Below are 14427 nucleotides of genomic sequence, written 5' to 3' on the forward strand. Positions count from 1 at the left end.
AGGAAAAGCACATGACAAAATCACACACACACGTAAGCAGCGATCCGTTGCAACAAATTCGCTGGCTCACATATATGATGTTTTTTATGTTTGCCATGACCTCCGATGCCGTTGGCATGATCATTCCCGAGCTCATAACTGAATTTGGTTTAAGCATGACCCAAGCCAGCGCATTCCACTATGCGCCTATGGCACTCATTGCCTTTAGCGGATTATTTTTAGGCTTTTTAGCCGATAGCCTCGGGCGTAAAAAAACGATTATGCTTGGGTTATTAATATTTTCTGCGAGTTGCTTTTTATTCGCCATTAGTAGCAGCTTTATATTTTTTGTTTTTTTGCTTTGCTGTATTGGTTTAGCTATTGGCTTATTTAAAACCGGCGCTTTGGCGTTATTAGGCGATATTTCTCATAGCAACGCAGAGCACACTAAAACCATGAACAAAGTAGAAGGCTTTTTTGGTATTGGTGCCATTGTTGGACCTGCACTTGTTGGTGTATTACTGGTACAAAATGTAAGTTGGACTTATTTATATATTATTGCCGGTGTTATGTGCTTAATTTTAGCGTTTTTAGCGTGGCGTGCAGAGTATCCGAGCGTTGTTAAAAGCACTGAAAAGCCCGCTTCACTTGCTACCACCATGAAAATGATAAAAAACCCCTACGCGCTTGGCTTTTCGCTCGCCATTGCGCTTTATGTTGCAACCGAGGTTGCCATTTACGTATGGATGCCGACGCTGTTAAAAGACTACACGGGCTCTTGGCCCCTTTTGGCAACCTATGCACTCACCATATTTTTTATACTGCGTGCCGCAGGTCGTTTTATTGCTGTGTGGTTATTAAACCGCTATAGCTGGCAAGGTGTTATGGCTTACTTAAGTTTAGGTATTGCACTGTGTTATGTGGGTACTTTAGTCGGTGGCGTTGATTGGGCTGTTGGTTTATTGCCGCTTTCAGGGTTATTTATGTCGATGGTTTACCCGACCTTAAACTCCAAAGGAATATCGTGCTTCCCGGTACAACAACATGGCGCAGTTGCTGGGGTTATATTATTTTTCACTGCACTTTCAGCCGCATTAGCGCCTTTATTTATGGGTATGATCAGCGATTACTTTGGTCATGTACGTTATGGTTTTTACCTTGCAACCGGCTTTGCCATTATTTTATTTTTAGCGATGCTGTTTAACTATCTACGTGACCCATCAGCCAGCGCTTTACAAGAGAGCAACCTAATAACTGAGTAAATCAACAAATTGGGGGCTAAAAAAACACTATACAAATCAATAGATGAGTAAAAAAACAGCAAATAAAGAATAAAATAATTTGCTTATTGTAAAAGATTTGTTATTTTTACTTAATCGATTAAGTAAAAATAACAAACCCCTTCGGGCTCACAAAACGAGGCGTTCACATGACAACACACAACACACCTTTATATTTAATGAGTGCTTTAGCGCTGGCTGTAAGCCAAGGCGTTTATGCACAACAAGAAGAGCAAAACACACAAGCGCAAGCTAACAAAGGTCTTGAGACTATCGTTGTAACCGGTGTACCACGTCGTACAACCATTATGGCATCAAGCTCATCAGTGAGCAGTTTATCGCTTGCTCAAGTTGAAGTATCTACACCGCGTTCAACTGCTGAAGCGTTTAGAATTATTCCGGGCGTACGCTCAGAATCAACCGGCGGTGAAGGTAACGCAAACATTGCTGTACGCGGCTTACCTGTGGCCTCTGGTGGTGCTAAGTTTTTACAATTACAAGAAGACGGTTTACCCGTTATGCAATACGGTGATATTGCTTTTGGTAACGCTGATATATTTATGCGCCTAGATAATACCGTACAAACTATCGAATCAATTCGTGGTGGTTCGGCCTCGACTGCAGCAAGTAATGCACCGGGCGGCATAATTAACTTTATATCTAAAAATGGTGAAAACGAATCAGGCAGTGTTTCTACAACACTGGGCCTTGATTACGACACTATTCGTACAGACTTTGAATACGGCACTTACCTTAGTGATAGCGTACGTTTTCATGTAGGTGGTTTTGTGCGCCAAGGTGAAGGCCCGCGTGAAACAGGTTACACATCAAATAAAGGTGGGCAAATTAAAGCCAACCTTACCAAAGACTTTGAAAACGGTTACGTGCGTCTTTATTACAAACATTTAGATGACAAAAGCGTGGGTTACTTACCAATGCCAATGTATGCAAATGGTGACTCAATCCCTGGGTTTGACGCACAATCGGATACACCACACTCGGCATTATTTACTAAAACAGTGCGTTTAAATGGCGAAAATCAAATTAGTAGCGGCGATATTCGCGATGGCATGAACCCGCAAGTTGACTCAGTGGGTTTTGAAGCCGTATTTGACTTAGATAACGATTGGCGTATTGAAAACCGTTTTCGTAAATCCTCTGTTAGCGGTAACTTTAATTCACTTATTCCTGCTGAAGTAGGCAGCGCGACTGCTATTGCACAAAGTATTGGCGGCGCAGGTGCAACGCTTAGTAATGCCAATACCGGAGCTGCATTTAATGACGATTTAGCTATGCGTATTCATACGTTTGACGTCACAATGAACGACTTTGACTCTATTGTGAACGACTTCAAACTAACTAAATCACTAAGCGATGATACAAGCGTTACATTTGGTTACTATGCTTCAACGCAAAATATTGCTATGTCATGGTTATGGAACTCTTACCTTATGGAGCTTAAGGGCGATAATGCAGCGCTACTAAATGTAACAGCTGCTGATGGTACAGCGTTTTCTGAAAATGGTTTATATGCATACGGAACGCCTTTTTGGGGTAACTGTTGTCAGCGTGATTACGATACAGAATACGATACCCGCGCCCCGTACGTTTCATTTTCAACAAAAGTGGGTGATGTAAGTATTGACGCCAGTGCTCGTTACGATAGTGGTGAAGCACGCGGTAATTACGCAGGTGCAGTAACCTCTACAGTTGATATGAATCGCGATGGAGTGATTTCAGTTCCTGAACAAAATGTAGCAGGCATTGATACCGCAAATGCTAGCCCAGTAAATTACGATTGGGATTATGCATCCTATTCAATTGGGGCTAACTACCAAATAGATTCAAGCCTTGCGACATTTGCAAGACTGAGTAAAGGTGGCCGCGCAAATGCTGACCGACTTTTATTTGGTAAAGTACGCGCTGACGGTTCGGTTGCTGATGAAGATGCCGTTGATGAAGTAAACCAGTATGAATTTGGGGTTAAAAAACGTTTTGATTCACTTTCAGTTTTCGCAACAGCGTTTTATGCAGAAACAGAAGAGCAAAACTTTGAAGCAACATCGCAAACCTTTTTTGACCGTGAGTACGAAGCAAAAGGGATTGAAATTGAATCAACTTACTTCATCGATGCATGGGATTTTCGTGGTAACTTAACATGGACTGATGCAGAAATTGCTAAGGATGCACTTACACCTGAAGTGGTAGGTAATACGCCACGCCGCCAAGCTGATTTAATCTACTCTTTAATGGCTCGTTATAGCTTTGATAAAGGTGCTGCCGGTGTCAACTTTATTGGTACTACTGATGCTTACGCTCAAGACAATAACGACCTTAAATTTGACGGTTACACTCAAGTAAATGGCTTTGTAAGTTACGATTTATCTGAAAACCTTAATATTGCACTTAATGTAAATAACTTATTCGATACGGTAGGTATTACAGAAGCTGAAGAAGGCTCAATTCCAGATAATAACATTATTCGCGCCCGTACTATTAATGGCCGCACAACATCAATAACGCTTAAATACGCGTTTAACTAACCATCTTTAGTGTAACAAACGCTGAAGCTATGTTTTTCAGCGATTGTTACACTAACTTTAATTAGTTTTAATAATTCTCCCTTGAATTTTGACCTAGCTCTGCTGGGTTTTTTAGGATTTACACTATGACCAAATTACTTAGCCTCGGCGAGCTACTTATTGATATGCTGCCACAAGATTCTCAAAACAGTGCCTATTTGCCCATTGCAGGAGGTGCCCCTGCCAATGTAGCGGTAGGTTATGCAAAGTTAGGCGGCAAGGCTGCTTTTTGTGGCGGTATGGGTGATGACTACTTTGCTAAACAATTAAGTAAATCGCTTGAGCAATATAAAGTAAGTACAGAGTACTTATTTACGATTAAAGACTCTCAAACGGCCGTGGTTATTGTCAGTTTGGATGAAACCGGTGAACGCAGCTTTAATTTTTATCGCCACAATACCGCCGATTTACTGTTAACGAGTGAGCATTTAAACCATATCAAATGGGATGAATTGAGTACCCTACACTTTTGTTCCAACACGTTAACTAATTTAGCTATTGCAAACACCACCGTGTGTGCTTTAAAGCTAGCTAAAAACAACCATAAACTCGTTAGCTTTGATGTAAATTTACGCTATAGCTTGTGGCAAAATAGCAATGACATTGAACACAATGTACATGCGTGTTATGCCTATTGCGACATTGTTAAGCTATCGCGTGATGAGCTGAACTTTTTAGCTGAGCAAACACAGCAATCACCTGATGATTACTTACAGTCTATTTTAAATATAGGTGTAAAATTGGTATTTTTAACCGATGGCCCTGCACCGGCAACGGTTTACCACAAGGCGTTTATATTAAACGAATCGGCGCCAATCATTAATGCTGTGGATACTACCAGTGCCGGTGATGCGTTTATTGCAGGCGTGTTATATTATTTAAATCACACCGATGAAAATAGCTCGCTCATCGAAAAAATTAATAATGAGCACCTAATAAAACACGCTTTAAGTTTTGGTTTGCGTTGTGGCTCTAAAGCCTGCTTAGCCAAGGGGGCATTTCCCGCATTACCTACACTTCAAGAGGTATAATACCAATCCGCAATAATACTTAATCATTTACGAGGCTAAACGTGTCGCTATCTGCGTTAAAAAATTCTCATTTAGAACAACTAAATAGCAAATTTTTTGCCTAGCTATCAACACGTTTTTCCAGCCTCAAAATAGATCACTTAATTAAGCGAATTGATATAAATACTTTAAAAATAAAAGCCGATTATGGCCTTTATTTAAGCATCCGCTTCTTCATCATTACTTTTTAACCATTCTAAAGCCGCAGTGGCGTTCTCAAAATATTGAATTTCACCTGATACAAACCAACTGCCTAATTTAGCGATGGTTGATTGCCAGTCCTTGTTACCGTATATGGCTATTTTTTTAAACTCTTTGTTATGTTTTAAGCCAAGTTTTAAATCATCCCATGCGGCTCTAAGTTCCCAGCCATCAAGCTCAGTACCATCTATGAGTACATTAACAATAGGATGTTTAACTTCGCCAAGCGCAGAGTCAATCATCGGCGTGATCACCTCATAATCTTTGTGAGTGAGTGTACCTATAGCTTTTAAGGTTAAAAAAAACTCGCAACCAGAGCGCTCAATACCAATAGATAAGCCGTGTGTTAAATTTACCATAACCCGAACTCCACAATAATATGAGCATCAAGTATAGGTGATAGCTTATTAACCAATAGTGAAGTAGATCAAAAAACAGGCACATCACTTTTATTGTGCCCATTTTAATTAAATGCTTAATTATGCATTTTTAAGCCGTGCTATTTGATTTTCAACATCTGTTAAATGACCGATTTTAAGCCACACTCTGGCTCCTTCACTGCCTGCTGTTGCTTTAATTTCGCTGTTAGGCGGCACTCTTAACCAGCTGTGCTTTACTAATGTATCGCCCTGCTCTTCAAGCGAGCCTTCAAGAACTAAAAGCTCGCCCCCACCTAAGGCGTTTAACGATATTTCACTGTTAGGTGCAAATGCTAAAATACTCACCTCTTCAAAGGCATCTTTATAAAGAGAAACTACATTTACATTACTAAACTCAGGGTGAGGAACGCTGCACATGGTATTAGTTTGCAAGCGAACATGCTCTCTATCCTCTGGCTGAAACTGCCATAATTTCACAAATATCACGCACCCGTTTTCAGAGCTTGGTGTATGTTTTGACTCAGGCGGATTACGAATATAAGAGCCCTTGGGAAAATCACCATGTTCATCTTGAAAAACACCTTCAAGCACAATAAATTCTTCACCGCCGGTATGTGTATGGGTAGAAAAATGGCTGTTTGGCGCATAACGTACAATGCTGGTTGCGCGTGCAACCTCATCGCCCACTCTATCAAGTGGACGCCTATCAACACCCGCCATCGGTGAGGCTATCCATTCTAACGATTCGCTATGTACAACAACACGTTCGCTAAAATCAGCTGCAATTTTCATATTTGACTCCATATCTAAGCGGCAATACTTGGACGCTGAGCGACCTTTTCTTGCCATGCTATTAAATGTGATAGCTCACTAGGAATAGCTATTTTTGCAAAGCCTGCAAACACCAGACCGGCGTACAAAGTAATATCTGCAACACTGAAATTCTCACCAGCAACATAAGCAGAGTTAGCTAATACGCTATTAAAATAAACAAAGCCTTGGCGCGCTTTTTCACCTTGCTTTTCTCCCCAAGCAACATTTTGATAGGTTTCAAGCGCTGGGCCTAAACCATCCGTTGCATGATGAAAGTAAGTAGCGACAGCATCAAGAACCATTGACTCCGCACGCTTTTGCATCATATTAATCACCGCGCGTTCTTTTGCCTCAACACCGGTTAATGAAGGGCCAGCAAAAGCGGTATCAATATATTCAGTAATCGCGGTGCATTCTGCGATGAACGTTCCATCATCTAGCTCTAAAACAGGTACGCCTGCTAAGGGGTTTTTAGCTAAAAAAGCCTCAGTACGGTGCTCACCATTTAATAAATCGACAGCAACAAACTCTACTTTATCAGTCGCCTTTTTTTCAGCAAGCGCAATACGTACACGTAATGGATTAGGAAAGTTTTCTACATCATAAATTTTCATAATTATCTCTTTATATTTTTAATCACAGTTTGAGCTAATACTGGCAAGAATAAATTACCTATCTACTGATAGGTAATTTATATTAAGATCTCGACCTTTGCAAACTAAAAATAAAAGAGCTTGAAAATAACTACCTACTGGTTGATAATTTTTTGCAGCGATATGAAGGAAGTTTAAAATGACAAAAAAAGCAGCCCTGTTAAAAGCAGCAGAAAACAAAGTTAGACTTGGTGGCTATAGCAATTTTAGCTTTAGAGAGTTGGCCAATGAAATTGGTATTAAAAGTGCCAGTGTGCATTATCACTTTCCAACTAAAGCTGATTTAGGTGCAGAGCTTGCGCATCAATATACCGATGCCTTTATCGCTGTACTTGGTGAACCAGAGGCACACAAAGCAAACGGTAAAAACCCTATTGATATTTACACTCAGTTATTTAGAAATGCACTCGTGATTGATAAAAAAATGTGTTTATGTGGCTTGCTCGGCGCAGAAAGCGACAGCCTACCTGATAAAGTGCGGGTTGAAGTTCAGCGGTTTTTTAATAAAAATTTAGCCTGGTTAACCCAAGCACACGCTGCGAATGGTGAAAAAAACCCTGCTCGCGCGGCAATACAAACAGTGAGCTTATTAGAGGGGGCGATGATGATTAGTAAAACCCTAGATGATATCAGCTACTTCGAACAAGCCACTTTTTAGCGATTGGCGATCAAGTATAAAAAAAGCGAGCCTTTATAAGGCTCGCTTTTACATTTTTGAGATTACGATTTATTAAGCCGTACGCACTTTATGCTTTGAATGCACAACAGCTAATACAATAAACCCTATAACAGCCACCGCTGCACCAATCGGTTTACCTAAATCACTTGATAAGTTTAACCCTATTGCCGCAGTCATTATGTATGACAAGGTCACTGCTGTAGCGATTACTGCTGGTATACTAGTGATCCAGTGGAATGTACCACGGTCAAATAAATACTTGGTCGCAAGCCACAACACACTGGTTGAAAGCAGCATATTTGAGAATGCGAAGTAGCGCCAAATCACAGAGAAATCGAGCTTAGTCATAAAGTAAGCAATGGTTAAAATAGGGATTGCTAGCAATAAACGATTACGTAAACTTTGCGGAATACTAAACGCATCAACCACAGTTAAGCGCAGTGAACGAAACGCCGTATCGCCTGAGGTAATAGGGAAAACAGCAACAGCAATAATTGCCATAATACCGCCAAATACACCTAAGTAGCTGTTTGCAATATGGTTAACCACCAAACCTGGACCGCCTAAATCAAGCATAGCTTTTAAACCCGCATAGCCTTCAGGGAAGGCAGCAATACCCGCTAATGCCCATACACAACCTACAATGCCTTCACACATCATCGCACCATAATAAACTGGGCGTACGTATTTTTCGTTGGTTAAACAACGGGCAATAATAGGTGCTTGCGTTGAGTGAAAACCACTAATAGCACCACAGGTAATGGTTATAAATAGCAGCGGCCAAGTGGGCAGTCCATCAGGATTTGGTGCTAAGAAGTCATGAGCGTGATCGGCCTCAAAGTATGCTAAAAAGTCGCCCGCTACTGGTAAATGCGGTGCGTTTATTAGCAGTGATACCGCAATAGCTACTGTCATCACAATCATTAACAAACCAAAAATAGGATAAAACTTAGTGATGATTTTATCAATGGGTAATAACGTGGCTAAAAAGTAGTAAGCTAAAATAGCCAAAACCCAAAAGGTATTATTTGCAAATATTGTATCCTTAAATATATCAAGGTTACTTAATAATCCTGCCGGGCTCATAATAAATACAACACCAACAAAAAATAGTAGCATCGCAGTAAAAATAAGCATAAAGCCTTTAAATACAACGTTGTAGTAGTGCCCTGCTATTTCCGGTAAGCTTTTCCCGTCTTCTTTTATACTCATTACTCCTGAGAAGAAGTCGTGTACAGCGCCACCCAAAACATTACCAAGCACAATCCATACAAGCGCAACCGGACCATATAATGCACCCAATATTGGGCCAAATATGGGGCCTACGCCTGCTATATTTAAAAATTGAATCAAAAATGCACGAACAGGGTGAATTGCAACGTAATCAACACCTTCGCTAAAGCGTTTTTGTGGTGTGTCGACCGTTGAATCCATGCCCGCTTGCTTTTCAACAAACGGGCTATAAAACTTATAGCCTAATATTAAAATAGTTAGGCAAATAAAAAAGATGATCATAAAGCACGCTTCTCTTTTTGTATGTGTGTATAGGGCCAAGTATTGCAGCCCAAATTTTAAAATAACAATTGAACGTAGCATATGAAAAAGCACGCAACAATGAGACGTTTGGCTAATGCTCTGGCAAAATCAAATTTATTCAAAAAAATTAAACTAAGTAACAGCATAAGTTACTTATAAAAAAGCGTTAAAAAACGTTAAAAGTGCTCATATTGCGACTAAAATCTATACGCCAATTTACAACAATAGCTACACCTGAATGATTAATTAGCCTACGATAAACATTATTACTACTTTTAATGTACTGCCGTTGGCCTACGTGGCTTTATAAAAAACAAGGATGCCCTCAATGACACCGTTTACTACGCCCGATTTATACGATGAACATCGCGACCATGTGCAAGTCGCTGACAGTGGCTTGCAACACTTTGGTAATAAAACTCTCTTTTATGGTCAAGTAGTGACTGTCACCTGCCCAGACGATAACTCGTTTGCTGGCAACATATTACATGAAAATGGTGAAGGCAAAGTGTTGGTTGTGGATGGCTTTGCTAGTAAGCGTTTTGCCTTCATTGGCGATATGATTGCAGAGCGAGCCCTAAAAAATGGCTGGCAAGGCATTATTATTAATGGTTGCTGCCGCGATATTGAAATTCTTGCCACGCTTGATTTACCCGTGATGGCGCTAGGCGCTACGCCGCGCTGCACCACTAAGCGCGGCTTAGGTGCCAAAGATCACCCGGTTAATATGTTAAACACCACAATTAATACCGGTGATTGGGTGTATGCTGATGTCAATGGGTTAATTATTAGTAATAAAGCCTTGTTTTGAACAATCAAAGTGACTGTTCGCGATAAAAAAAAGCAGCTCGAAAGCTGCTTTTTATAAAATCAAACAATAAGGTTTTACATTAAAGTGCTAACCATACATCGGTTACGCCTGGCTCGTTCCCTTGAGTCCACCACTTAGCTTGGTACTTGTTGCCCTGATAAGAGACTTCATCACCGCTGTTATAAATAGCCGATGACTGCCAAATTGCAGCACCCGTATCATCTGTAGGCTGTGTTGTTGCCTCCCACGCACCGCCTAAATCAGGACGCTCACCTTGAGTCCACCATTTTGCTTTATATTCAACGCCGTTATAAGTGACGACATCGCCACCAACGTATGCAACACTCGCATCCCAATCTCCTGTTGGTGGAGTGGTAGTATCACCATTTGTCACTGTTACGCTAAAGCTTTGTGTTGTAGTTAATTCGCCATCACTGACTGCAACTGAAACAGTGAAGTTTGTATCTGTATCTACAGCGCCTGCCTCAATGCTCACATTTGCACCGCTGCCCACTAACGTTAAGCCTGTTGGTACTGTCCACGTATATGTAAGCGCATCGTTTTGTGCATCGTTTGCAACTACAGCAACACTTGCTGATGCGCCTTCGTCAACACTAACATTAGCAATTGCATTAACACTCGGTGCTGTATTTTCGCCACCTGATGTTGGCGCAATAACATTAACAACAACATCACGATTCACTGTTGCTTGACCATCTGATACCGCAACGGTTGCAACATACTGTGTATCTGTAGTCACTGTTGGCGCGGTAATAACCAGTGATGATGTATTTTGTCCAGATACTACTAGCGCGCTATCAGCACTCCAGCTAAAGCTCAGTGAATCGTTATCTGCATCGGTTGCAGAAGCCGTTACTGTGATGCTCTCTCCTGAATTAACAGACACAGATGAAGACACTGAAACAACCGGTTTTTTATTACTTGGCGGAGCAACTACCCCTCCTAAACCATCATGCATAGCATTTAGAATGTCACCATTGTCAGCATCTATTTCCCATGCAAATAAACCGCCTAAGTTATGCTGATTAACATACGCACCTTTGCCAGCACAGACTTACGGCTATCATAGATGATCAGTTTACCAGTTGAGCGATTCCATACATAAGCGGCTTGTGCTTGCTCATCATAACCCACTTCAAAACCATTAATACCGGTGCCTGCCGCACCAATCATATTGGCTTTAACGCCCTTGTAATCAATAACTCCATCTTCCCATACACCTTGTGCCGTGGAACCTTTTAACGGGCCATTACCAGGGGCGGTCATTGGGTTACCATCAATCGCTGCATTTTGCGGGTAAACACCTTCCCAACCACGGCCATACATGGCTGTGCCGACGACGATTTTTTTCGATGGTATATTTTGCGCAAGTAACAGCTGTACTGCATTATCGGTGGTATAAGCAGGGCCTTTACGAGGTTCGCCATTTTCATCAAGCCCAGTGCCATTACATTGACCAACACTCATGTGCTCGCCACAGTAAAGTGCTGTTTGGTGTCCGGTTACGTTACTCCATGCGCCATAAAAGTCATAGGTCATGGCAAAAATGTAATCCATGTACTGGCTTGCGGCTTGATAATCTACATCTTCAATTTTATCGTAACCAGCACCAATGGCTGAGGTTAACTCGTAAGTACGACCCGTTTCTGCTTCTAGCTTATCAAGCATAGCGCGCAGCTCTTGCATAAGCGCCACATAGGCTGGGCCATCGTTAATTGGATCGCCAATATCAGGATTGGGGCCGTCACCACCTGGGAATTCCCAGTCAATATCAACACCATCGTAAAACTTCCAGGTTCTTAAAAACTCTTCCATTGAGGCAACAAAGGTGTCGCGGTTTGCTTTATTAGTAAAGCCACCAAATGGGTCTGATAACGTCCAACCACCTACAGATGGTAAAATTTTAATATCGGGGTAGCGCTGTTTTAGTGCCATTAACTGCGAGTAAGTACCACGAATGGGATCTTTAGCATCAACCCCTGGCAATGCTTTTTGTACTGCGGCCCATGGGTCGTGAATAACCACTTCGTAATCTGCAGAGCCCGCACAGGCTGTTTCCAGTGCGCGCTTAGGACCGCCAGTTAACGACGCATTTTCCCCACAAATTGGAATGAAGCCATACAAAATATGACTCAGGTTTTGTGCTGGCATATTCGTTACATCGTAATCACGGCCATAGATTCCCCACTCAACAAAGTAAGCGCCCGTCACTAAATCTTGCTTAACGCCAATATCACGGTTATTTGGGTCAACATCCATAGGTAACGGTGCTAAATGTCCGCCGTCAGTGTCAGCAATTACAATTGGCTTACCCGCACTTCTTGCACAGGTCGTGCCGCCTTCACATAGTTCAACATACATTGTATGGCGGCCGGCTTTATCATAAGGGAATGAAATAGTGCCACTTTTAGAACCAGCAGCAAGCGTGCCCTCATTCACTAGCATGTCATCAAAGTACACTTTATAGCTATCGCCGCCATCACCGCTCCACGCACTCCATTCAATGTTGATATTAACTTGCTCAACACGGGTAACCAGCTGTTTGTAAGAGCCGTTTCCCTCAAGGTCTACCTCAACAAACGAATATTGCTGTGGCTCCCAATTAATACTTGGTGTAGAAGGCGCTGCCGATACAGAACCGGCAAATAGTGCAACACCCATAGCTGCGGTTAATTGTTTAATATTCATATTTCTCTCTTATTTATTTTTAATGTGATTATTTTGGTTTAATAAGTTTGAACTACAAAACTTAGGCTTTTAGTTACAGTGTTTTCCATACATCGGTTTGTCCTGGCGTATCGCCTTGAATCCACCAATTAGCTCGATAGCGCTGTCCTTGATAGATTATTTCTGCGCCTGCTTGATAGGCTTTATTAATACTCCATGCTGCTGGATTAGTACCCTCCTCAACAAGCTCCCACGCACTTGAACTATCGGGCTGCTGACCTTGATTCCACCATTTAGCTAAGTAAACACGCTCTTGAAAACTCACTTTATCTGTTGCTTGATAAACCTCAGTAGTGTTCCAAGGCGCTATAGCAGGATCATTGATAACGCTGTCATTAACGGTGACAACAAACTCGGTTTGGGTCGTTAATTGGCCATCAGAAACAGATACCACAACGGTATATTCTGTAGGTGTTGAAACTTCAGGTGAAATTAAGTTGATATTGGCATCGCTACCGGTAAAACTCAGTGGTGCCGGTACTGACCAAGTATAAATTAACGCATTTTGCTCATCATCAAACGCATGTAAATGCACAGCCGTGGTGGTGTTTTCATCAACTACTAGGTTTTCTGGCTTACTAACAATAGGCGCTGTATTATCAGGGGTGCCCTGCACGCTTAATGTATAAGTGTAATTTGGATTGCTGCCATAGACTTGGTTTGTTAGTACATCAGCGCTGTTAAATACAACATCACCAACTTGATTTTGCACACCAATCTGCACTAAATGCGCATAATCAAGGTTAAGTTGTGACGCCAACACTTGCTGCCAATTTGCTTGATTATCGGCATTGATCTTAAGTTGTTGGTTGATCACCTCTTGGCCTGTTTCATCAAATAAGCGAGCCCATACAGTGTCACCAACAATGGCATTTTGCCCTTGACGTACAAAGTACCCAAGGCTTGCCCACGCATTAGGATTGGTTGGAGCAGCGTCGTTTACAATATTTATATCACTACAGTTATAAAAGCCTTCACCCACAACATCGTTTCGTTGCCAGCGGCTGTACAAAATGGCATCACCGTTGCGTCCTTGTGGAATAGCCACACTCATTTGATAATAACGCTCACCATCGGTGTCTTTAATCACGTCAACATTTTGATGCTCCTGAACTAGCTCTAAGTCTTGCCAGGTCAATACATCAGTAGCGGCATTAAAAGTTGGCTTCGTTAAGTAAAACTGCCAAAAGCTGGGATTATGTGGCGTTGATGCAAGGTAACGAACTTGAATTTCACCATTAGCATTGGGCACTACATCACTACGTTGCCAATGTGGTGATGATAAATCCATACCGCGTTTGGCTGTATCGCCACCAGCACATAAAGTGCCGTTTGGTACACTGGCCTCAACTGCGGTTTGATTTAAATAGTCAGGAGTATTAACAGAAAATTCAATCGCTTGCACAAACTGCACCGTGCCGGATTCTAGATATGCTGATCGACAAGCAAGGTTAGGAATATTTGTGCCATCTTCTGGCCACCAGTATCCGCCATCATCTTGGCAAAATGCTTGGCGTGCTTTAGGACTATCCATATAACCATGTGCTTGTACTTGCGGTGCTAGCATACTCAGTAGCAAGCCACCTGCGATTGCAGATAGCGATAGTGTGTTAAGTTTAATTGATGCCATTATTTTATCCTTTCTAAGACTCAATACATGGGGCAAGCTAATGCCTACCCCTCATTGTTTTGTAA

General features: G+C 41.7%; 10 protein-coding genes and 1 pseudogene. 5 read left to right on the forward strand and 6 right to left on the reverse strand.

Annotation, left to right across the window (positions count from 1 at the left end):
• Positions 1-11: 11 nt before the first annotated feature.
• The 3 genes from AAEY57_RS00105 to AAEY57_RS00115 all read left to right on the forward strand — a co-directional run bounded on the left by AAEY57_RS00105 (position 12) and on the right by AAEY57_RS00115 (position 4872).
• The gene (locus AAEY57_RS00105; RefSeq protein WP_350605549.1) at positions 12-1241 is read left to right on the forward strand and encodes an MFS transporter; all 1230 of its coding nucleotides are present in this window, start codon (positions 12-14) and stop codon (positions 1239-1241) included.
• Between the two features lie 167 nt (positions 1242-1408).
• On the forward strand, positions 1409-3802 hold the full coding sequence (locus AAEY57_RS00110) for a TonB-dependent siderophore receptor (protein WP_013463014.1): 2394 nt from the start codon (positions 1409-1411) through the stop codon (positions 3800-3802).
• Positions 3803-3927: 125 nt separating this feature from the next.
• On the forward strand, positions 3928-4872 hold the full coding sequence (locus AAEY57_RS00115) for a carbohydrate kinase family protein (RefSeq protein ID WP_350605552.1): 945 nt from the start codon (positions 3928-3930) through the stop codon (positions 4870-4872).
• A gap of 197 nt (positions 4873-5069) precedes the next feature.
• Here AAEY57_RS00115 and AAEY57_RS00120 read toward each other — a convergent pair whose 3' ends face one another.
• From AAEY57_RS00120 to AAEY57_RS00130, 3 genes are all read right to left on the reverse strand, one after another.
• Positions 5070-5471, reverse strand: coding sequence for a SpoIIAA family protein (locus tag AAEY57_RS00120; protein ID WP_013463012.1), 402 nt, complete (start codon positions 5469-5471; stop codon positions 5070-5072).
• Between the two features lie 120 nt (positions 5472-5591).
• On the reverse strand, positions 5592-6284 hold the full coding sequence (locus AAEY57_RS00125; protein WP_350605555.1) for a cupin domain-containing protein: 693 nt from the start codon (positions 6282-6284) through the stop codon (positions 5592-5594).
• 14 nt (positions 6285-6298) lie between these two features.
• The gene (locus AAEY57_RS00130) at positions 6299-6919 is read right to left on the reverse strand and encodes a glutathione S-transferase (RefSeq protein ID WP_028834206.1); all 621 of its coding nucleotides are present in this window, start codon (positions 6917-6919) and stop codon (positions 6299-6301) included.
• A 178-nt stretch (positions 6920-7097) separates the two neighbouring features.
• Between AAEY57_RS00130 and AAEY57_RS00135 the strand changes: the two genes are divergently transcribed.
• The gene (locus tag AAEY57_RS00135; protein ID WP_013463009.1) at positions 7098-7616 is read left to right on the forward strand and encodes a TetR/AcrR family transcriptional regulator; all 519 of its coding nucleotides are present in this window, start codon (positions 7098-7100) and stop codon (positions 7614-7616) included.
• 72 nt (positions 7617-7688) lie between these two features.
• On the opposite strand, the gene AAEY57_RS00140 is transcribed toward AAEY57_RS00135, so the two are convergent.
• Positions 7689-9152: a carbon starvation CstA family protein gene (locus AAEY57_RS00140; RefSeq protein ID WP_013463008.1), complete on the reverse strand. Its 1464-nt coding sequence runs from the start codon at positions 9150-9152 to the stop codon at positions 7689-7691.
• Positions 9153-9501: 349 nt separating this feature from the next.
• Here AAEY57_RS00140 and AAEY57_RS00145 point away from each other — a divergent pair, with 349 nt between their 5' ends.
• Complete coding sequence (locus AAEY57_RS00145; protein WP_350605558.1) at positions 9502-9984, forward strand: putative 4-hydroxy-4-methyl-2-oxoglutarate aldolase; 483 nt, start codon at positions 9502-9504, stop codon at positions 9982-9984.
• 79 nt (positions 9985-10063) lie between these two features.
• Here AAEY57_RS00145 and AAEY57_RS00150 read toward each other — a convergent pair.
• Together AAEY57_RS00150 and AAEY57_RS00155 are read right to left on the reverse strand one after the other, a co-directional pair.
• Positions 10064-12693 (reverse strand): annotated as a pseudogene (locus AAEY57_RS00150) (glycosyl hydrolase family 18 protein).
• A 73-nt stretch (positions 12694-12766) separates the two neighbouring features.
• Positions 12767-14362 (reverse strand): lytic polysaccharide monooxygenase, encoded by a 1596-nt coding sequence (locus AAEY57_RS00155; RefSeq protein ID WP_350605561.1) that lies wholly within the window; start codon positions 14360-14362, stop codon positions 12767-12769.
• Positions 14363-14427: the final 65 nt, after the last annotated feature.

It is taken from the genome of Pseudoalteromonas sp. MER144-MNA-CIBAN-0113 (assembly GCF_040308965.1).
In the GTDB taxonomy this organism is placed as follows: domain Bacteria; phylum Pseudomonadota; class Gammaproteobacteria; order Enterobacterales; family Alteromonadaceae; genus Pseudoalteromonas; species Pseudoalteromonas tetraodonis.

Coding starts and splice junctions, on each gene's coding strand:
- AAEY57_RS00105 (WP_350605549.1), top strand. CDS start 12: ATGACAAAATCACACACACACGTAAGCAGCGATCCGTTGCAACAAATT.
- AAEY57_RS00110 (WP_013463014.1), top strand. CDS start 1,409: ATGACAACACACAACACACCTTTATATTTAATGAGTGCTTTAGCGCTG.
- AAEY57_RS00115 (WP_350605552.1), top strand. CDS start 3,928: ATGACCAAATTACTTAGCCTCGGCGAGCTACTTATTGATATGCTGCCA.
- AAEY57_RS00120 (WP_013463012.1), bottom strand. CDS start 5,471: ATGGTAAATTTAACACACGGCTTATCTATTGGTATTGAGCGCTCTGGT.
- AAEY57_RS00125 (WP_350605555.1), bottom strand. CDS start 6,284: ATGAAAATTGCAGCTGATTTTAGCGAACGTGTTGTTGTACATAGCGAA.
- AAEY57_RS00130 (WP_028834206.1), bottom strand. CDS start 6,919: ATGAAAATTTATGATGTAGAAAACTTTCCTAATCCATTACGTGTACGT.
- AAEY57_RS00135 (WP_013463009.1), top strand. CDS start 7,098: ATGACAAAAAAAGCAGCCCTGTTAAAAGCAGCAGAAAACAAAGTTAGA.
- AAEY57_RS00140 (WP_013463008.1), bottom strand. CDS start 9,152: ATGATCATCTTTTTTATTTGCCTAACTATTTTAATATTAGGCTATAAG.
- AAEY57_RS00145 (WP_350605558.1), top strand. CDS start 9,502: ATGACACCGTTTACTACGCCCGATTTATACGATGAACATCGCGACCAT.
- AAEY57_RS00155 (WP_350605561.1), bottom strand. CDS start 14,362: ATGGCATCAATTAAACTTAACACACTATCGCTATCTGCAATCGCAGGT.